17 protein-coding genes and 2 pseudogenes are annotated in these 18,163 nt (G+C 71.2%); 11 read left to right on the top strand and 8 right to left on the bottom strand.

The window, feature by feature from the left end; genetic code table 11:
- Window positions 1–76: 76 nt before the first annotated feature.
- The 3 genes and pseudogenes from ACWF62_RS18800 to ACWF62_RS18790 form a co-directional block, all read right to left on the bottom strand.
- Window positions 77–295 carry a hypothetical protein gene (locus tag ACWF62_RS18800; protein WP_452630948.1) on the bottom strand — a complete coding sequence of 73 codons (219 nt, stop codon included), beginning with the start codon at window positions 293–295 and terminating at the stop codon, window positions 77–79.
- Between the two features lie 182 nt (window positions 296–477).
- Window positions 478–2,943: pseudogene (locus ACWF62_RS18795) on the bottom strand (Helicase associated domain protein); the annotation flags it as partial.
- 884 nt (window positions 2,944–3,827) lie between these two features.
- Entirely contained in the window at window positions 3,828–4,544 is a 717-nt protein-coding gene (locus ACWF62_RS18790; protein WP_452630947.1) for an Rv0361 family membrane protein, read from the bottom strand.
- Between the two features lie 142 nt (window positions 4,545–4,686).
- Here ACWF62_RS18790 and ACWF62_RS18785 point away from each other — a divergent pair, with 142 nt between their 5' ends.
- The 3 genes from ACWF62_RS18785 to ACWF62_RS18775 all read left to right on the top strand — a co-directional run bounded on the left by ACWF62_RS18785 (window position 4,687) and on the right by ACWF62_RS18775 (window position 7,339).
- Window positions 4,687–5,103, top strand: coding sequence for a DUF3151 domain-containing protein (locus ACWF62_RS18785; RefSeq protein ID WP_378508913.1), 417 nt, complete (start codon window positions 4,687–4,689; stop codon window positions 5,101–5,103).
- A 64-nt stretch (window positions 5,104–5,167) separates the two neighbouring features.
- Window positions 5,168–6,232, top strand: a complete 1,065-nt coding sequence (locus tag ACWF62_RS18780) for an FUSC family protein (RefSeq protein ID WP_378508983.1) — start codon at window positions 5,168–5,170, stop codon at window positions 6,230–6,232.
- Between the two features lie 177 nt (window positions 6,233–6,409).
- Window positions 6,410–7,339, top strand: coding sequence for a cation diffusion facilitator family transporter (locus tag ACWF62_RS18775; RefSeq protein WP_452630945.1), 930 nt, complete (start codon window positions 6,410–6,412; stop codon window positions 7,337–7,339).
- A 60-nt stretch (window positions 7,340–7,399) separates the two neighbouring features.
- Here the strand turns inward: ACWF62_RS18775 and ACWF62_RS18770 are convergent, their stop codons facing one another.
- The gene (locus ACWF62_RS18770) at window positions 7,400–7,870 is read right to left on the bottom strand and encodes a pyridoxamine 5'-phosphate oxidase family protein (protein WP_378508911.1); all 471 of its coding nucleotides are present in this window, start codon (window positions 7,868–7,870) and stop codon (window positions 7,400–7,402) included.
- A 64-nt stretch (window positions 7,871–7,934) separates the two neighbouring features.
- Here ACWF62_RS18770 and ACWF62_RS18765 point away from each other — a divergent pair.
- Window positions 7,935–8,892: pseudogene (locus tag ACWF62_RS18765) on the top strand (helix-turn-helix transcriptional regulator).
- Between the two features lie 6 nt (window positions 8,893–8,898).
- On the opposite strand, the gene ACWF62_RS18760 reads toward ACWF62_RS18765, so the two are convergent.
- Window positions 8,899–9,861 (bottom strand): DUF389 domain-containing protein, encoded by a 963-nt coding sequence (locus ACWF62_RS18760; RefSeq protein WP_378508910.1) that lies wholly within the window; start codon window positions 9,859–9,861, stop codon window positions 8,899–8,901.
- A gap of 113 nt (window positions 9,862–9,974) precedes the next feature.
- On the opposite strand from ACWF62_RS18760, the gene ACWF62_RS18755 reads away from it, so the two are divergent.
- Window positions 9,975–10,889 (top strand): aminotransferase class IV, encoded by a 915-nt coding sequence (locus tag ACWF62_RS18755; RefSeq protein WP_378508909.1) that lies wholly within the window; start codon window positions 9,975–9,977, stop codon window positions 10,887–10,889.
- Between the two features lie 4 nt (window positions 10,890–10,893).
- On the opposite strand, the gene ACWF62_RS18750 is transcribed toward ACWF62_RS18755, so the two are convergent.
- The gene (locus ACWF62_RS18750) at window positions 10,894–11,712 is read right to left on the bottom strand and encodes a class I SAM-dependent methyltransferase (RefSeq protein ID WP_452630944.1); all 819 of its coding nucleotides are present in this window, start codon (window positions 11,710–11,712) and stop codon (window positions 10,894–10,896) included.
- Between the two features lie 167 nt (window positions 11,713–11,879).
- Here ACWF62_RS18750 and ACWF62_RS18745 point away from each other — a divergent pair, with 167 nt between their 5' ends.
- Entirely contained in the window at window positions 11,880–12,566 is a 687-nt protein-coding gene (locus tag ACWF62_RS18745) for a winged helix-turn-helix transcriptional regulator (protein WP_452630943.1), read from the top strand.
- A complete protein-coding gene (locus tag ACWF62_RS18740; RefSeq protein WP_452630942.1) occupies window positions 12,566–13,435 on the top strand; it encodes an alpha/beta fold hydrolase in 870 nt (289 codons plus the stop codon). Before ACWF62_RS18745 ends, ACWF62_RS18740 begins: the two co-directional genes overlap by 1 nt.
- Before the next feature lie 76 nt (window positions 13,436–13,511).
- On the opposite strand, the gene ACWF62_RS18735 is transcribed toward ACWF62_RS18740, so the two are convergent.
- Entirely contained in the window at window positions 13,512–14,276 is a 765-nt protein-coding gene (locus tag ACWF62_RS18735; RefSeq protein WP_452630941.1) for a site-2 protease family protein, read from the bottom strand.
- A gap of 67 nt (window positions 14,277–14,343) precedes the next feature.
- Here ACWF62_RS18735 and ACWF62_RS18730 point away from each other — a divergent pair, with 67 nt between their 5' ends.
- Entirely contained in the window at window positions 14,344–15,336 is a 993-nt protein-coding gene (locus ACWF62_RS18730) for a 2-hydroxyacid dehydrogenase (RefSeq protein WP_452630940.1), read from the top strand.
- Window positions 15,333–16,295, top strand: coding sequence for a glycerate kinase (locus ACWF62_RS18725; protein WP_452630939.1), 963 nt, complete (start codon window positions 15,333–15,335; stop codon window positions 16,293–16,295). Before ACWF62_RS18730 ends, ACWF62_RS18725 begins: the two co-directional genes overlap by 4 nt.
- A 31-nt stretch (window positions 16,296–16,326) precedes the next feature.
- Here the strand turns inward: ACWF62_RS18725 and ACWF62_RS18720 are convergent, their stop codons facing one another.
- Window positions 16,327–16,986 (bottom strand): hypothetical protein, encoded by a 660-nt coding sequence (locus ACWF62_RS18720; protein ID WP_452630938.1) that lies wholly within the window; start codon window positions 16,984–16,986, stop codon window positions 16,327–16,329.
- A 191-nt stretch (window positions 16,987–17,177) separates the two neighbouring features.
- Between ACWF62_RS18720 and ACWF62_RS18715 the strand changes: the two genes are divergently transcribed.
- Both ACWF62_RS18715 and ACWF62_RS18710 read left to right on the top strand, forming a co-directional pair.
- The gene (locus tag ACWF62_RS18715) at window positions 17,178–17,678 is read left to right on the top strand and encodes a hypothetical protein (RefSeq protein WP_378508901.1); all 501 of its coding nucleotides are present in this window, start codon (window positions 17,178–17,180) and stop codon (window positions 17,676–17,678) included.
- A gap of 64 nt (window positions 17,679–17,742) precedes the next feature.
- Window positions 17,743–18,054 (top strand): hypothetical protein, encoded by a 312-nt coding sequence (locus ACWF62_RS18710; protein ID WP_378508900.1) that lies wholly within the window; start codon window positions 17,743–17,745, stop codon window positions 18,052–18,054.
- The last annotated feature ends 109 nt before the right edge of the window (window positions 18,055–18,163 follow it).

Genomic DNA, 18,163 nt, shown 5'->3' with positions numbered 1-18,163 from the left:
TTCACGGCTCGCTCACGCTGTTCGGTGGGGTAACGCTTGGGCATGATCTGCATCCTTCTCAAGGAAGGGAGCGGCATCAAACCCGGGTCGGTTCAATGTGCCCTTGCGGGACCAGCCCGTGCCCTTCCCTTTGCTGAAATTGTTGCAGCAGTGAGAATTTGCGGTCCCACGAATCCTTTCGGGCGTCCCAGCTCCACCCAGGAAGGCCGTCCAGTCGTTCCCATTGCTCGACGGTGAGCTTGTCGTGTGACTTGCGCTGGAAGGTGATCCATCGCCCCAGCAGGCGGCCTTCCACACGGTATGAGCTTGGGACACGGGTATGCCCCTCTCTCTCTCTCTCTCTCTCTCGGCGAACTCCACCAGTGCCGCGAAGTTGCTCTCCCAGAGGTCGCGGTATGGGTCCCAGGACCAACCACGCAGGTTCTCCAGAGCCGCGCGCCGCGCCGGGGACATCTTCTCCCGGTTCCCGCGCTGTACCCCCACCCACGACCCTAGGTTGAGCCCACTTTCGGAGTGACCCGCTGGAACGCGGGCGTGCCCGACCCGCTCGACAAACTGCCTGAGTGCGTCATAGTTCTGCTGCCAGACATCGTCGAGCAGATCCCACGACCAACCAGACAGTGCCTCGAGTTCACGGATGCGTTCGTCGGTCAACCGCTTCTGTCGATATTCCGAACGTTGGATCGCCACCCAGTTTCGGAGGTTGTACTCGCCGACAGTATATGGGTAGGGCACGTTGGCATGGCCATGTTCTATGACGAACTGCTTCATCAGTCCGATCCCGATATCCCACCTGTCGGACACCATGTTCCACGACCAGCCAGGAAGCCTCTCCAGCCTGGCTCGACGTTCGTCTGTGATTCCCTGCTTCGCGTACAGGACCCGTTGCGAGCCCGCCCACTGCCCGAGCCGGTACCCATCGACGACACAATCGGATGGAACCCGTGCGGTCCCGTTCTCGGCAACGTACCGCTCGAGGAGCCCGTACCAAGACTCCCACCGCTGCGAGGTCTGCTCGACCAGGTGTACGTCGAACGCTCGGGCGAAGGCAACGCCGACCGTTGCCGGCAAGTCGATGTGGATTCTGTCCGGCAGTCGAGGGCGGCCACCGTGACGGCTCAACTCTCGGCGTAGGGCATCGAGTTGCTCGCCGAGTTCGGTGTCGTGAGCGCGGAGCGCCTGGATGACGTCCCAGACCGGCTTGAACACCGAAGAGTCCAACGCGGCCTCGGGATCGGTGTCAGTGTCGATGAATACGGGGATGACGATTGTTCCGACGGTCTTGTCCTGTGACTTACGGATCGCCCGCCCGACCGCCTGGACGATGTCGACCTCGCTGCGCCTGGGGTCGATGAATGCCACACCGTCGAGGGCCGGCACATCGACACCTTCGGAGAGACACCGGGCGTTGGCCAGCAGGCCGCGCTCACCGGCGTCGAGGTGACGCAACCGCTGGAGCAGGACATGGCGTTCACCCGCGGTCATCGTCCCGGAGGCGTGCCCGGTCCACACGGTGCCGTTCGGGCGCTGACGGGCCGGCATCCACTCGACCACGCGGGGCAGCTCGGCGGCGAACTCGCGGGCACGGGCGACACGGGAGTGAAAGCTGATGACCCGGTGCAGGTCGTACTTCCTCATTGCCTTGGCCAGACCGATCTGGCTCGCCAGGGTACGAGCGTCGGTGACCTCACCGTCGCGGCGCACTAGGGTGCCCTGTCGTGCCCAATCCCGGTACGTTGCATCGTCCACGCCGACGATCGCGACCTGGTAGTCGGTGAGCAGCTCACGACGGATCGCTTCGCCGAAACTCAGGCGATGGAATACGTGACCGAACTTCGTCGGGTCGTCCATCGATGCAACTTCCATGTCGGCGTCCTGCGCCGCCTTCCGAACGCGCCCGGTGTAGTAGCGCGGAGTTGCGGTCATGAACAGGCGGCGGCGCGCAGGAATAGCGTCAGCGTCGATAACGGTTGCGAACACGGAGGACTCGCGACCGGCGACCCGATGCGCTTCATCGGCGAGCACGAGGTCGAACGCGGGGACCCGCCCGAGGGCGAACGCGGCGGCGATCTGCGGAGATGACTGGTAGGTCGAGAAGACCACGCGCGGACCGGACCGCCGACGCAGGAATGCAGCGATCTCGGCGGGATCGGTGGTGACCGGAACGCCCAGCTCGCTCGTGTGTGTGACCGCCTCGTCAGCGTTCTGGGCGACGGTGTCGTCGGAGCACACTGGGAGAGCCTCGAACGGAATCGTAGTGTTGGCCCGCCATTCCTGCATCGACTGCTTGAGCAGCGACAACGACGGCAGCAGGACCAGCGTCCGCTGCGCATTCAACTGCTGCCGGATGAACAGCGAGGTGAGGGTCTTGCCCGTTCCGCAGGCCATAACGAGCTGTCCCCGCTCAGCCGCCGCGAAGCCCTCGACGACGTCCCGGATCGCCTTCCTCTGGTGCGGACGCGGTTTCGCTGGCTTCGGGGGTGGTGACGGGCGAAGGCGATTCGGGGCAGTCGGCCAGTCCACCTCGGAGGTGAGCAGATCCGCCAACCCGACGAAGGCGACCTGCTTCTCCTGGTCATCGATCGTTCGACGAGCGATCTGGTGCAGTTTGTCGGTGGTCGCGATCAGCAGTCGGAACGAGAAGACACTCCGTGACGATTCCGCGAGGAACGTGTTGACGTCGGCCTTCGTGACTGCGCGATCGGCAGCGTAGACCTTGGACTGGACAGCCCACAGTTGTCCCTGGTGGTCCTCGGCCACCAGGTCGATACCGGCATCCGCGCCCCATCGGTCTGGCCACTCGTCCCACAACCACACCCGCCGCAGCGTGGCCCTGTAGGTCGGGTCGTTTTCCAGGAACCACTTACAGAGGTGTTCGAACTGGCTGCCTCGAACCCTCGGGTCGTCATCGAGTCGGTCGAGGAGTTCGAGAAAGCGCGCCATGCAATCGGACAGTAGGAGATCGGTCCGACATCCGACTACGAGGCGGTGGGCCTTGCCCCGGACCGCTGGCACGATCTCCCTCGGAAGAACCGTGCCGTCATGCCATTCTGTCGGCATCGACAATACGTCGCCCACTCTGCTGGTCCGCACCGAATTGCGATCTGATCGGCTGTCCTGTTTGACGATCCTCCGACAGGACGGTCAGGGGAGGGGTGGGGCTCGATCGCGGCCAGCGCAACCGCTGTCTCCGAGTGTCCTGTTCGCCCGTCCTGCATGCCGATCTCGTAGGGGTTGCCTTTCCCGGACTGTCCACGTCTGGTGGAGGCCGCAACCCGCAACCGCGACGGGCCCGGCCTACGGGAAGCGTTGATGGCGTGCCGGGCCGGCGACACCCTGGTCGAGGCTCTCCGCTCAGTCACAGACCAGCCCGTGTCATAGGAGCGCGTTAACGGCATCGGACGGTTAACCGCACCGCTACACCTCGCCCTGGGCGGCCCCCGTCGGGGGCAGGCGGGCGGGAGCGATCAGCGCGCGACTGTTCCCCGGCAACGGGCGCCGCACCACGGTGCCCGGTGTCAACGGGGTGACCGTCAACGGCCGGAAAGGAGCCCGCAAGCAGGCGTGACGGCGCCTCGTTTCGAGGTCGGTGATCCGCCCTGATCGGTCCGCCGCCAGGGCGGACGGCATCGTCCGGATTAGCGAGATATGGCGCTGCCGGTCAGGTCAGGCCGGGGCGATGTCAACCTCCATGTACCCAGCAGGGAGGTGCCGCAGCCACGGCCCACAACCCCAGTGCTCCCGGCGAAACACCTCCGCGATCGCACCGCCGCGCGCTGGGGCGACCCGTGGCGGTCATCCCCGCGGGGTTGGTGACTGCACGCAGGTCAGCTGCAGACCTTCCACACCCCGTCCTGCTGTTCGAGGGCAAACGAGCGCACCGACGTCGACGCCGGATCGTTCGCGGTGTGGACGGTGACCTGCGCGAGGGCCGTCCCGTCGGTGACGGAGATGGCGTCGACGCTGTCGAGGACCGGGACCGCGCGGTCCGAGTTCGCGGCCTGGTACACGCCGGCGAAGTCGCCGTCACCGATCCCCGCGTAGTACGCGGCGAGGTCGCCGCAGCTGCCCGCCCGCAGTGCCGCGAGGTCGCCGCGGTCGATGGCGTCGACGAACCCGGTGATCGCCGTCCGCACCTCGTCCTCGGTGCGGTCGCCGGTCAACCGGTCGACGAGGACGTACCCCCCGGCGGCGACGGCGGCGAGCCCCACCACCGCGCCGACGACCAGCGGCCACCGGCGTTTCCCGGACGGCGCGGGCGGAGCGTCGGGGACCCGAACCGGAGCCGCCGCGGGCAACGACCCGGGGGCCGCGCCCGGCTGCGGTGCGCCTGCACCGACGCGGGTCGGGGCGGCGCGGGTGGCGTGCGGGATCACCGTCGTCGGCGCCTCGGACGGCGGCGGTGACGTGGAAGGAGGCGCAGCGGGGGGTGCCGGGCGCGGCGGCGGCACCGCCTGCGGGATCGCGGTCGTCGGTGCATCCGACGCGGGCGTCGAATGTGTGCCCGACGCGGGCGTCGACTCCGGTTCGCTCCGGTCCGGCACTGTCCGTCTCCTTGCGCTCGGGTCGGTCCTCGGGGACCACGGGTCCCGGTCAGCAGACTACGGCGTCCGCGGCCCGACCCGGGTGTCGCGCGCGGGGGTGTCGGGGCGTCGGCCGCGATCCGGTGCGCGCACAATGGTCGTCATGACCTCTTTCGGTGACCTGCTCGGACCCCAGCCCACCCTGCTCCCCGGTGACGACGACGCCGAGTCGGAGCTTCTGAACAAGGCCGACCCCAAGCAGGTGGCCGCCGACCACCCGACCGCGTCGATCGCGTGGGCGTACCTGGCGGAGGCCGCGCTGGCCGACGGCGAGACCATCACCGCCTACGCCTACGCGCGCACCGGCTACCACCGCGGACTCGACCAGCTGCGACGCAACGGCTGGAAGGGCTTCGGGCCGGTCCCGTACAGCCACGAACCGAACCGCGGGTTCCTGCGCTGCGTCGCCTCGCTCGCGCTGGCCGCCAAGGCCATCGGCGAGTCCGACGAGCACGCGCGCTGCCTGGACCTGCTTGAGGACTGCGACCCGCGGGCCGCCGAGGCACTTGGCGTCGAATAGCTTCCGCCCCTACACCCGTGACCGCGCGCGTGCGCGGGCACGGGCGTCGGTGCACCGGGTGCGGGTGTCCGCATTCCCGGTGCTGCAGTGCGCGTTGGCGGCGGGGATCGCCTGGTTCGTCGCCAACGACGTGTTCCACCACCACAACCCGTTCTTCGCGCCGATCGCGGCGGTCGTGTCGCTCGGCCTGTCCCTCGGGGCGCGGGTGCGCAGGTCCGTCGAACTGATCGTCGGTGTCACCGTCGGGATCGGGGTCGGGGACACGCTGATCTCGATCATCGGCACCGGACCATGGCAGATCACCCTGGTGGTCGCGCTCGCGATGTCGACGGCGATCCTCCTCGACGGCGGCCCGATCATCTCGATGCAGGCCGGGACGTCCGCGGTCCTGGTCGCGACCCTGATCCCCCCGCAGCAGGGCGGCGGCGCCGACCGGATGATCGACGCCCTGATCGGTGGTGTCGTCGGCTTCCTCGTCGTCACCCTGGTGCCCGTGCACCCGGTGTTGCGGGCTCGCACGAGCGCCGCCGACATCCTCGGGACCGCGGCCGAGGTGCTGCAGCTGGTGGCGGACGGGCTCGTCGCGAACGACCCGAAGCCGATCGAGTCCGCGCTGCGGAAGGCGCGCACCTCCCAGGCCGCGATCGAGGGGCTGCGGTCGAGCCTGAGCGGCGGGCGGGAGATCAGCAGACTCTCCCCGCTGTACTGGAACTCGCGCTCCCGCTTCGACCGGCTGGCCGCGGCTGCCGACCCGATCGACAACGCGATGCGCAACATCCGTGTCCTGGCCCGGCGGTCGCTGTCGCTGGTCCGGGACGACGAGATCCTCGACCCCCGGCTGGTGGACGAGGTGGAGAAGCTCTCGCACGCGGTGGACGTGCTGCGGCGGGTGGTGCTCGCCGACCCGGGGCAGCAGCCGGACCGGGCGGAGGCGGCGCGGGTGCTGCGGACCGTCGCGGTCGGCGCGAAGGCCGAACTGGTGGAGAACGCGGGCATCTCGGCGACCGTGGTGTTCGCGCAGATCCGGTCCCTGATCGTGGACCTGCTGCAGGTGGCGGGGCTGAGCCGGATCTCGGCGATCGCGACGCTGCCGCCGACGGTGCCGAACCCCGGCTATCCGCCCGAGTAGGCGGTCACCCCACTCACCTCGCTGCCTGCCCTGCTCTCGGGCGTCGGCGTCACCGTGTCGGTGTGCGGACTGTCGGCGGCTGCTGATCGGCTCCGACGCAACCCGAGGTTTCGATATATGCGAATGTGTGCATATGATGGCGGCGGTTGCCGGTAGTCGCGAGTGAGGAGATGGGCCATGGGTGTCGGGCACGGGCATGCACACGGTCACGGTGGGGTCGAGCCGGGAGCGGTCGGCCCCTCCGCCACCCGCATCCGGCGAATGGTCCTCGCGGTCGGGATCCTCGTCGGGTTCCTGGTGCTCGAGGTCGTGGTCGGGCTGGCCATCGGCTCGCTCGCGCTGCTCGCCGACGCGGGCCACATGCTCACCGACGTCGTCGGGATGTGCATGGGCCTGGTCGCGTTGCTGCTGGCCCGCCAGGGGTCCGCCGCCGCGGCCCGCACCTTCGGCTGGCATCGCGCCGAGGTGCTCACCGCGATGGCCAACGCGGTGCTGCTGCTCGCCGTCGCCGCGTGGGTGATGTACGAGGCCATCGGCCGGATCGGTGATGCCCCCGAGATCCCCGGCCTGCCGCTGATGCTCACCGCCGCCGCTGGCCTGGCCGCGAACCTGGTGGTCATGTGGATGCTGCGCGGCGACGCGAAGGATTCGCTCGCCGTCCGCGGCGCCTACCTCGAGGTCCTCGCCGACGCGGTCGGCTCGGTCGGCGTCCTGATCGCGGGCGCGCTGGTGCTGGCGTTCAACTGGACCTACGCGGACATCGTCGTCGGCGTGCTGATCTCGCTGTGGGTGGTGCCGCGGGCGGTCACCCTCGCCGCGGCGTCACTGCGGATCCTCACCCAGGCGTCCCCCGAGAACGTGGATGTCGACGCGGTGCGCGCCGACCTCGGCGCGCTGCCCGGGGTGACCGGCGTGCACGACCTGCACGTGTGGACGCTGACCACCGGCATGGACGTCGCGACCGTGCACCTGACCACCGACGGCGACACCGGGGTGGTGCTGGCGGCGGCCAAGGTGGTGCTCGACGGGCACGGCCTCGGTCACGCCACCGTCCAGGTCGAGTCGGGTGCCGACGGCGCGCACTGCCAGGAGAACCTCACCTGGTGACCTCCGCGAGTTGGTCGTTTTCGGGTTGTTTCCGCCGTCACCACCCCGAAAACAACCAACTCACGGTCGCCGGCTGGTGCGGGTGACGCCGGCGCCCGGACGCCACAGGTCCACGTGCAGCTGGTCGTCCGACACGGTGGTCAGCACCACCTCGTCGATGTCGAGTTCGACGATGTGCGCGTCGTCTCCCGGGTTCTCCGGATAGCTCTCCAGGATCGCCCGCTTCTCGTCACCGGTGAGTTCGCGGGCCCGGCCGGAGATCTTCGCGTCCCCGCCCTCCATCGTGTGGTGACCGGGGTTCGAGTGCAGCGCGTAGCGGGGATCGCGACGCAGGTCCCGGATCTTGCGGGCGTTCGGCATCGAGCCGAGCACGAGCAACCCCTCGAAGATCTCGACCTCGGTTCCGCTGACCCGCGGCGAGCCGTCGGCCCGCAGGCTTGCGAGGACGTGGTGCTTGTGTGCGGTGAGGCGGGCGCGGACGGCGTCCGCCAGGTCGGGTGCCTCGTCGGAGAACTGCTGCCAGGTCGTCATGCCTGCCATTGTGTGCCGCAATCCCTGACATCTCCTGTCAGGGATTTTTCGTAGACATCGGGTCGTGCGATCCAGTCGGCTGCTCGACCTGATGTTGCGCCTGCAGGGGACGTCGGGGGGCGACCGCGGACTGTCTGGCCGAGCAACTCGAGGTCTCGGTCAGGACGGTGTACCGGGACGTCGCCGCGCTGCAGTCCGCGGGGGTGCCGCTCTACACCGAGAGCGGGCCCGGCGGCGGGATCCGGCTGCTCGACGGCTGGCAGTCCCGGCTCAGCGGCATGACCGAAGCGGAGACGTCCGCGCTGATGCTGCTCGGGATCCCCGGGCTCGCGGCGGACCTCGGGGTGGGTGAGCAGACCGCGTCCGCGGAGGCGAAACTGCTCGGCGCGATGCCGCTGCCCTTGCGCACCGGGGCGCAACTGTGGCGGTCCCGGCTGCACGTCGACGCGCCCGGCTGGTTCGCCACCGGACCGCCCGCCCCGCACCTCGCGACGGTCGCGCGGGCCGTCCTCGGCGGGCGCCGGTTGCGGGTCGGCTACCGGAAGGGGGACGCGGAGACCACGCGCACCCTCGACCCGCTCGGCCTCGTCGCGAAGGCCGCCGTCTGGTACCTGGTTGCCGCCCATCGCGGCCGGGTGCTGTCCCATCGGGTCTCCCGCATCACCGGCGCAACGGTTCTCGACGATCCGGCCGACCGTCCCGACGGTTTCGACCTGGCCGCGTGGTGGTCGGGGTCGGTGGCCGCGTTCGACAGGTCGTTGCTGCGCTACCCGTGCCGGGTGCGGCTCTCACCCGTCGCGTGGCGGTCCCTGCCCGCGGCGGTCGGGGTGGAGGCCGCCCGCGTCACCCCCGGACCCGCCGACGCCGACGGCTGGGTGGACGTCGACCTGCGACTCGAAGCGGAAGACGTTGCGGTGCATCAGCTGACCTCGCTCGGTGGCGGCGTCGAGGTGCTCGCACCCGCATCGTTGCGGACGTCGTTGCGTGCGGTCGGCGAGGAGATGGTGCGGCGCCACCGGTAAGGCGCGTCACAGCATCCGGCGCCGGCGGTCCAGGGCCCGCGCGCGGCGCACCGACACCCTCGACCACACCGCCTGCTGGATCGCCAGGGTCGCCCACCCGGCGAGCGCCATCCCCGCCAGGTTCACCACCAGTTGCAATGTGCTGCCCCAGATCTCGTGGCCCGCACCGAACGCGAGACCGAGGCCGACGTTGCCCGCCGCCGGCACCGTCGTCACCGAGATGAACACCCCGGACAGGCCACCGAGCTTCGACGACGTCAGCGACAGCACCCCGGCCGCGGCCGCGATCACCGCGACGATGAACGACCACTTGTCGGGGTGGTAGATGAACGCGGTCTCCGGGCGCGGGCCGGTGACGTCGTCGATCGTCACCCAGCCCAGCAGCCGACCGGCCAGCGCCGCGGCGGCGGTGGCCGCGATCGCGACCGCGAACCCGACGACCAGGGTTCGCACGGCGGTGCCGAACAGCACGTACCGGCGTTTGACCAGGGCGACGCCGAGTGCGGCGATGGCACCGAACTCCGGGCCGAGGACCATCGCGCCGATCACCAGGATCTGGGAGTCGGTGATGATCGCGATGCCGGCGAGCAGCGTCGCCATCGTCATGAAGCTCAGATACGTCCAGTTCAGTTCGACGTCCTCGTAGGAGCGCTGCGCGACCTCCGCCCACACCACCGTGTCGGCGCTGCTGCCGGGGCTGCGGAGCTCCGCGTCGAGGCCGTCCCTGGACAGCCAGGTGTGCACCGGCTCAAGTTCGATGCTGCCGCGGTGGTGCAGGCCGGTCGCCCGCAGCCGCTCGACCACGTCGTTGGCGACCTCCCGGGCTAGGTCCGCGTACACGATGTCCCCGACCGGACGCACCGCAGCGGCCCGCACCACGGCCAGACCGCTGACCCCCGGCTCGTCCTCGAGAATCCGGAGGGCGTCGTCCGTCAGATCGAACGGCGTCATGATCCGCAGATGCAGCATCCGGTCAGTGTGCCGTCCACGCCGCGTCGGCCAGCGGAGGCGCGGCGGCGACCCGGGCGGGGGCACCGAAATCGTGGTGCACCGGGTGCGCGGGGTGGCTAGCATTGCCCGGCATGGCCATTCCCCATCCCCACGTGTACTTCGGTGACCGGATCGTCGACGCCGCGGAGGCGTCGCTCGGCGTCGCGACCTCCGCGATCCTCTACGGGCTGAGCGTCTACACCGTCTTCCCCGTCCACGTCGACGGCGACCGGCGCACCGCGTTCCGCCTCGCCGACCACTATCGGCGAATGGTGGAGTCCTGCAAGATCATCGGGATGGACGGCTTCGCCGCCGACTGGAACCTCGACCGGTTCGTCGCCGCGGCCCGCGACCTCGTCGAGCGGAACGCGCCGACCGGGGACGTGTTCGTCCGCGCGACCGTGCACGTCGACGAGTCCATCCCCGGCACCCGGGTCCGCGGCTGCCACACCACCGTCAGCATGTTCGTCTACGACGCGATCCCGATCGTCCCGCAGGACGGCATGCGGCTCAAGACCAGCCAGTGGCGCCGCATCCCCGACGCGGCGATCCCGTCCCGCGCCAAGGTCAACGGCGCGTACGTGAACTCCGTCCTCGCGAAGCAGGACGCCATCGACGCCGGCTACGACGACGCGGTCTTCCTCGACGGCAACGGCCACGTCTGCGAGGCCAGCGCCGCGAACCTCTTCCTGGTCCGCGGCGGCACCCTGATCACCCCCGACGTGTCCTGCGACATCCTCGACGGCATCAACCGGCGCACCCTGCTCACGCTCGCCGCCGAGGACGGCGTCCCGGTCGTCGAACGCACCGTCGACCTGACCGAGCTGTACATCGCCGACGAGGTGTTCGTCACCGGCACCTCCGCCGGGGTCGCCCCCGTCGTCGAGGTCGACGGCCGGGTCGTCGGCACCGGGACACTCGGGCCGGTCACCGAGGCGCTGCGCAAGAAGCATGCCGCCGCGCTGCGCGGCGACGCGCTGCACGGCTGGGTCACCCCGCTGACCTGACCTTCTAGGTTCGGACGGCGGTCAGCAGGAGATACTCCCACTCCATCGTCCCGCCGCCGCGGTCGTGGGCGGCGGCGAGGTCGGTGAGGTCCCGGTCGAGTGCGCGCACCCGGTCGGGGTCGTCGGCGATCGCCCGGTACACCGCGATCGTCGGTCCGTAGCAGGCCTTGAAGTAGTCGCGGAACTGCTCGGGGCCGTCGAAGCAGTCGACGGTGAGCGGTTCGCGGCGGGCGACCACACCGGTGACGCGGTCGCCGAGCAGGTCGCGGACGTGGTTCTCGTCCCCCCACAGCGGCGGCGGCGGCGCGCCGGCGGGCGGCGGCGGGGCGTACGGCTTCATCGTCGCGAACATCCGGCCGATGAAGCCCTCCGGGGTCCAGTTGATCAGCCCGAGGGTGCCGCCGGGCCGCAGGACCCGGACGAGCTCGTCGGCGCTCGCCTGGTGGTGCGGTGCGAACATCACGCCGACGCAGGAGAGGACCGCGTCGAAGTCGGCGTCCGGGAACGGCAAATCCTCGGCGTTCGCCTGCCGCCACTGCAGGGTGAGCCCCAGCGCCTCGGCCTGCGCGCGCCCGCTCGCGAGCAGTTCCGGGGTCAGGTCCGACGCGACGACCGACGCGCCGGCGCGGGCGGCCGGGATTGACGCGTTGCCGGAGCCCGCCGCGACGTCGAGGACGCGGTCGCCCGCACCGATCCGGCACGCGTCGACCAGCACGGGGCCCAGCGCGGGGATCACGTCGGCGGCGACCGACGGGTAGTCGCCGAGCGCCCAGATGGCGCGGTGCTTGGCGGCGAGATCGGGGGTGACGGACGGGGTGTTCATGGCTGCTCCCGGTGTCGTGCGGACGGGCTGTGCTCGGTCTTAGCGTCCCCCCGTCACCGGCCGGTGATCCAGTTCCAGATCTGTACCCCTGGCGTCCCGGCGCTGGTCGGCGTGTACTGGTCGGGGACAGGGGACCGGACGATGCACCGTCGGAGGAGGTGCCCGGCGTGTCGGAGTACGGACAGTTCTGCCCGGTGGCGAAGGCGATGGAACTCCTCGACGAACGTTGGACCCTGCTCGTGGTGCGCGAGTTGTTGTCGGGCAGCACCCGATTCAACGAGCTGCGGCGGGGGAACCCGAAGATGTCGCCCGCGCTGCTGTCCAAGCGGTTGCGCACCCTCGAACGGGCGGGGGTGGTGCGGCGCACCGTCGACGCGGGACGCAGCCGGTACACCCTCACCGCGTGCGGGGAGGAACTCGGAGCGGTCGTCGAGGCGCTCGGTGCCTGGGGGGTGCGCTGGATCGGTGCGATCGCCGACGACGACCTCGATCCCCGGCTGTTGATGTGGGACATGCGCCGGACGGTGCCGGTCGGCGCGTGGCCCGCCGGGCGCACCGTCGTCGCGTTCGAGTTCGACGCGGCCGGGCCGGACCGTCACTGGTGGCTCTGCGTTGCCGAGGGGGAGGCCGACGTCTGCGACCAGGACCCCGGATTCGTCGTGAGCGCCACCGTCCGCACCGGGCTGCGGACCCTCGTCGAGATCTGGCGGGGTGACCGGTCCTGGGAGCAGGCGCTGGCGGCGGAGGCGGTCACCATCTCGGGGCCGACCGCGATCACCAGGAACGTCCCGGCCTGGCTCGGGCAGATGACCCTCGCTGCCGTGGCCCGACCGGAGCGCGTTAACGTCGATTGATGAGCAGTGTGAACGGGTCGGCACCGAAATGGTTCGTCGACGCCCTCGCCGCGCCGGTCGAGACCGGCCACGTCACGGTCGATGGCGCGTCCATCGCCTACCGCGCCTGGGGAGAATCCGGTCGGCCGGGGGTCGTGCTCGTGCACGGCGGCATGGCGCATTCGCGTTGGTGGGACCACGTCGCCCCGCAGCTCGCGGTCGACCGCCGCGTCGTCGCGCTGGACCTGTCCGGGCACGGCGACAGCGACCACCGGGCGCAGGGCTACGGCCTCGACCAGTGGGCGGAGGAGGTGCTGGCGGTCGCCGCCGCGGGCGGGATCGCCGGTCGTCCCACCCTGGTCGGGCACAGCATGGGCGGGATCGTGGCGTACCACGCGTCGACCCGGCACGGCGACCGACTGGACGGGATCGTCATCCTCGACTCGCCGATCCGCGACCTCACACCCGAGGAGCAGGAGCTGCGCAACCAGCGGCTGTCCTCGAAGGCGAAGGTCTACCCGATCATCGACGACGCCGTCGCCCGGTTCCGGTTGGTGCCGCCGCAGGACACCGCGGAGCCGTACGTCTTCGACCACATCGCGCGGGCCTCGCTCGCCGCCACCGACGGCGGCTGGAGCTGGAAGTTCGACGGCACCCGCATCGGCAGGGGCAGCCGCAGCAGCCTGGACGGGACCACCGCAGGGTGCCGGGTCGCCTTCTTCCGCTCCGAGAACGGCATCATCAGCGCGGAGCTGCTCGACCGGATGCGGCCGATGTTCGGTCCGGACGCGCTGGTGGTGGAGCTGCCCGCGGCCGGACACCACCCGGTCTTCGACCAGCCGCTGGCCGTCGTCACCGCCGTCCGCACCGTCCTCGCCGCCTGGTCCTGACCGGTCGGCTCCGCCGACTGTGCGTGATTTTTACCCCGATCGGGGTAAAAATCACGCACGGGCGCGGGGCGCTGGGCTATGTCCAGAAGCGCATCACGAAACCGCCGTAGCGGGCCCAGTCGGCGGGGACACCGGAGAGTTCGACCAGCGCGTAGATGGCGTCGAAGAACGCCCGGTTGATCGTCGGGACGAACAGCAGCGCGATCAGCGCGAGCATGCCGAGGCCCTTGTACCGGTCGAGCGAGCGGCGGGTGCTCGGACGCAGCGACGGTTCGACGGCGGCGTAGCCGTCCAGGCCGGGGACCGGCAGCAGATTCAGGACGGTCGCCATCACCTGCAGGAACGCGAGGAAGCTGAGGCCCCACCAGAACACCGGGCGGGAATCGGTGTCCGCGAACAGCCGAATCACGAGCAGCAGGGCGACGGCGGTGACCGCGTTGACCGCGGGCCCGGCCAGAGCGATCCGGCGGGTCTCCCGCGGGGACCGAAGGTCGGTGCGCAGGTACACGGCCCCGCCGGGCAGCCCGATGCCGCCGATCGCGATGAACAGCACCGGCAGCCCGATCGACAGCAGCGGGTGGCTGTACCGGAGCGGGTTGAGGGTCAGGTAGCCGCGGGCCGCTGCGTCGTGGTCGCCGTACCGCCACGCGGTGACGGCGTGCGCGAACTCGTGCAGGCAGACGGTGACCACCCAGCCGGCGACGACGAGGATGAACACTCCGACGCCCGCGGCCGTCGACCGCGGCGGCGCCTGCCATGCGAGCACCCCGCCCGCGACCGTGACGGCGACGACCGCGAGGAACACCGGGCTGGGCCGGACGACGGTACGGGCGGAGGGCATGCGGCCAGTATGGCCCGCCCCGGCGGGTCGTCGACGCGGCCGCGCACCGCGGTGTACAAGTACCAGCGTGAGCATTCCACGGTTCCTGGTCACCACACCGCTGCCCGAGCCGGCGCTGCGCCTGCTCGGCGGCGCGGGGTCGGTCACCGTGTGGGAGCACGAGCACACCGCCGCCGAGCTGGTGGCCGCCTGCTCCTCCGGGGAGTACTCCGTCGTCCTGTCGCAGCTGACCGACCGCCTCGGTGCTGCCGAGTTGGCGGACGCCCGGATCGACGGGATATCCAACTACGCCGTCGGTGTCGACAACATCGACGTCGCGGCGGCCACCGCCCGCGGCATCATGGTCGGCAACACCCCCGGTGTCCTCACCGCGCCGACCGCCGACATCGCGATGCTGCTGATCCTGGCCACCGCCCGGCGCTGCGTGGAGGCGGACCGGTTCCTGCGGCAGGGCAGGTTCGACGGCTGGGAGCCGCAACTGCTGCTCGGCAGTGACGTCACCGGCGCCACCCTCGGCCTGATCGGGCACGGCCGGATCGCGGCCGCCACGGCCCGCCGCGCCGCCGGATTCGAGATGACCGTGCGGCACTGCTCGGCGCGCGGCCCGCACGACGTCGCCCACCCGGCGCCGACGGCCGACCCGGTGCTCGGCCCGCGGATCTCCTTCGACGAGCTGATCGCGACCTCGGACGTCGTGTCCGTGCACGTCCCGCTCGCGCCGTCGACGCAGCGCCTCATCGACGCCGACGTGCTCGCCAGGATGAAGCCGGGCGCGATCCTGGTGAACACCGCCCGCGGGCCGGTCGTCGACGAGAGCGCCCTCGTCGACGCGCTGCGCGGCGGGGTGATCGCCGGTGCCGGACTGGATGTGTACGAGAACGAGCCGAGGCTGGCGCCGGGGCTCGCCGAGCTGTCCAATACGGTGCTGCTCCCACACCTCGGCAGTGCCACCGTCACGGTGCGGGCCAAGATGTCGCAGCTGTGTGCGCGGAACGCGATCGCGATGTCGCGCAGGGAAATTCCGCCGCACCCCGTGAATCCGGAGGCGTGGGCGGGATGACGGTGGTGGTGGCGCCCGACAGCTTCAAGGGCACGCACAGCGCGCCCGACGTCGCGGCGGCCATCGCGCGCGGGCTCGAGGCGGGGGGTGTGACGGCGGTGCGGATGCCGGTCGCCGACGGCGGCGAGGGCACCCTCGATGTGCTGCGGGAACCGTTGCGGCTGGGCCTGATCGAGGGGGACGCCGTCAACCCGTGGCATGCGCCCCTGCGCGCGACATTCGGCCTGTCCGCCGACGGGCTCGCCGTCGTCGAGGTCGCGCGGACGTGCGGGCTGACGATCCCGCACCTCGGGATTCGCGACCCGCGGGCGGCGGACACCGCCGGGGTCGGGCTGCAGATCGCGGACGCGGCCCGGCACGGCGCCCGCGAGATCGTCGTCGCCGTCGGCGGTTCCGCCACCACCGACGGCGGGATCGGCGCGATTGCCGCGATCGAGGCCGCGGGCGGGATCGGGGACGCCCGGCTGACCGTGTTGAGCGACGTCCGCACCCGCTATACCGACGCGGCCGTCGTGTTCGGTCCGCAGAAGGGGGCCGACCCCGGCGACGTGGAGTTCCTCACCCGGCGACTGCGGGACACCCGGTCCCGGCTGCCCCGCGACCCGGAGCCGGTGATCGGGTCCGGCGCGGCCGGGGGCCTCGCTGGCGGGCTGTGGGCGAGGTTCGGCGCCCGCATCGTCTCCGGCGCCGGCTACCTGCTCGACGCGCTGTCATTCGCCGATGCGGTCGCCGCCGCGCAGGCCGTCGTCGTGGGGGAGGGGCGGCTCGACGCCCAGACCGGCCAGGGCAAGATCGTGTCCGAGATCCTCGGCCGCTCCGCCGGGCGGCCGGTGCACGCGGTCGTCGGCTCCGTCGCCGACGGCGCCGAGCACCATCCGGCGTTCGCGGACGTCCGCATCGCGTCGAGCCTCGCCGACCTGGAGGCGGCGGGCCGGAGCATCGCCGCGCTCTACCGGTGAGCCCGGGCACGATCGACGACGACGCCGCGGCTCAGCGGACCAGCAGCCATTCGCGGGGGTCGCGGTAGAAGCTGCACCGCTTCAGCGCCCGCGCGGTGGTGACGCCGTCCCGGGTGACCACCGCCCCGACCGCGCCGAGCTGCACCGCGCGGGCGGGCAGCCAGCGCTCGCGCCCCCATCGCCTGCCCGCGGTGGCGCGCACCCCGGGCAGCGCGACGGTCGGCGTCACCCGCAGGCGGGCGATCTCCCCGGAGAACACCCGCTCCGAATCCGCGTACGCCTCACCGACGAGCGGCCCGCCGTCGGGGCCGGTGATCGTCGCCTCGCCGATCAGGGCGGTGCCGGAGTCGTCCCGGATCAGCGGCACCGCGGACGCGTCGCCGCCGCGCGCGAGCCGCGCCGCCCGCTCCGCGACGGGCAGCCCGTAGAGCCGGGTGGCAGGCGTCCGCTCGGCGGCGACGTACCCGACCTCGATGTGCAGCCGCTCGCCGCGCATCAGCCGGGTGACCGTGGCCGCCAGCGCGCCGTCGTCCCCGACGACGACCAGTCGGGTCGCCGTCCCATCATCGAGAAGCGGGAGGAGTGCGTCGAAGTCGGGCTTCGCGGGCACCGCGGGGGCGGCGGTGACGGGCAGCGCGGCCAGGGCGGCGGGCACCTCGGCGCCACCGCAGGCGAGTACGTGAATGGTCAAGGGTCAGCTCCGGTCGGTCCGCGATGGTCGTCCTCGACGATACGAACGTCGCCGCCGCCGTCGGCACCCGGTGGTCCGATGGTTGCCGAATTGTCGCTCCGTTCGAGACCTTCCGGTCCTAGGCTGGAGGTGCGGTCGGCGCCTCGCCTCGGCGGCCGGCCGGCCACCTCAGCCGACAATCGGAGCATCCGATGCTGACCACCGACGAGCCTCCCCGACGACGTCAGGCCCGGGTGACCCGGTTCTGCCGATCCGGACTCACCTCCGTGGTGAGCGAGATGCGGAGGGAGGGTGCGGCCGAGACCTCGGTGGACCTGCGGGCCGCGGTGGACCTACTCGACCTCGGCATCGGGCAGATGTCCACGCCCACCGCCGCTCTCAGCCACCCGTTCCAGGTGCAACCGGTGGTCGGCGCCCACGTCGTGCACGCCGACGTCGAACGGAGCACGATGGAACCGGAGGTGGTGCACGTGACCGCTGACCTGCCCGCCGACGCGCCCCCGGGACCGGTGCGGGTGGTGTGGTTCAACATGCTCACCCTGGTCGGTGGGATGGTGACCGTGGAGACGCGGCCCGCGCCGGACGACACGTACCGGGTGGACGAGACGGTCCGGGCGGGCCCGGGGGTGGTGGTGGCCGGCATCGTGCTCGGGCGCGACGGGCGTCCCGGATTCGCGCTCGTCGCCGAATGACCGATCCCCCGATGTCGACGACAGTGTGTGACCCGACCGGACGATCCGACCGAGGTGGATTCCGATGCCAACCGTGAGTGTCACGATGGTCAACACGACGAACGAGGAACTGGTGCTCGACCCGGAGGAGTCTGGGCGGACCGGCGGTGTGCCCGGCGCCCCGCCCCGGATCGCCGCGCACGGGACGGGACGGTTCCGGATGAGTTCCGGTGTCAGCTATCTGCTCGGCGGCGACCCGGACCGCCCGATCTACCTGCAACCCGACGGGGCGGTGTGGGCTCCGCCGATCTGCATCGTGCGGTCGGCCGCCGACGATGGCGGCCTGGCCGTGCAGGTCAGCCCGGCTCCGTGGCTGCACGACCACCCGGCGGCGTGACGGTCACCGGGGTCCCGGGCGGGCCCGGGGGTGATGTGCCCGCGGGGTGCCCGGGTGCACTGGGCTAAACTGTCGTCCCGGCCACTGTCCACGGACGGCTGGCCTCTGC

It is taken from the genome of Rhodococcus sp. NPDC054953, from assembly GCF_053609225.1.
This window is presented reverse-complemented; position numbering and strand designations above follow the sequence as displayed.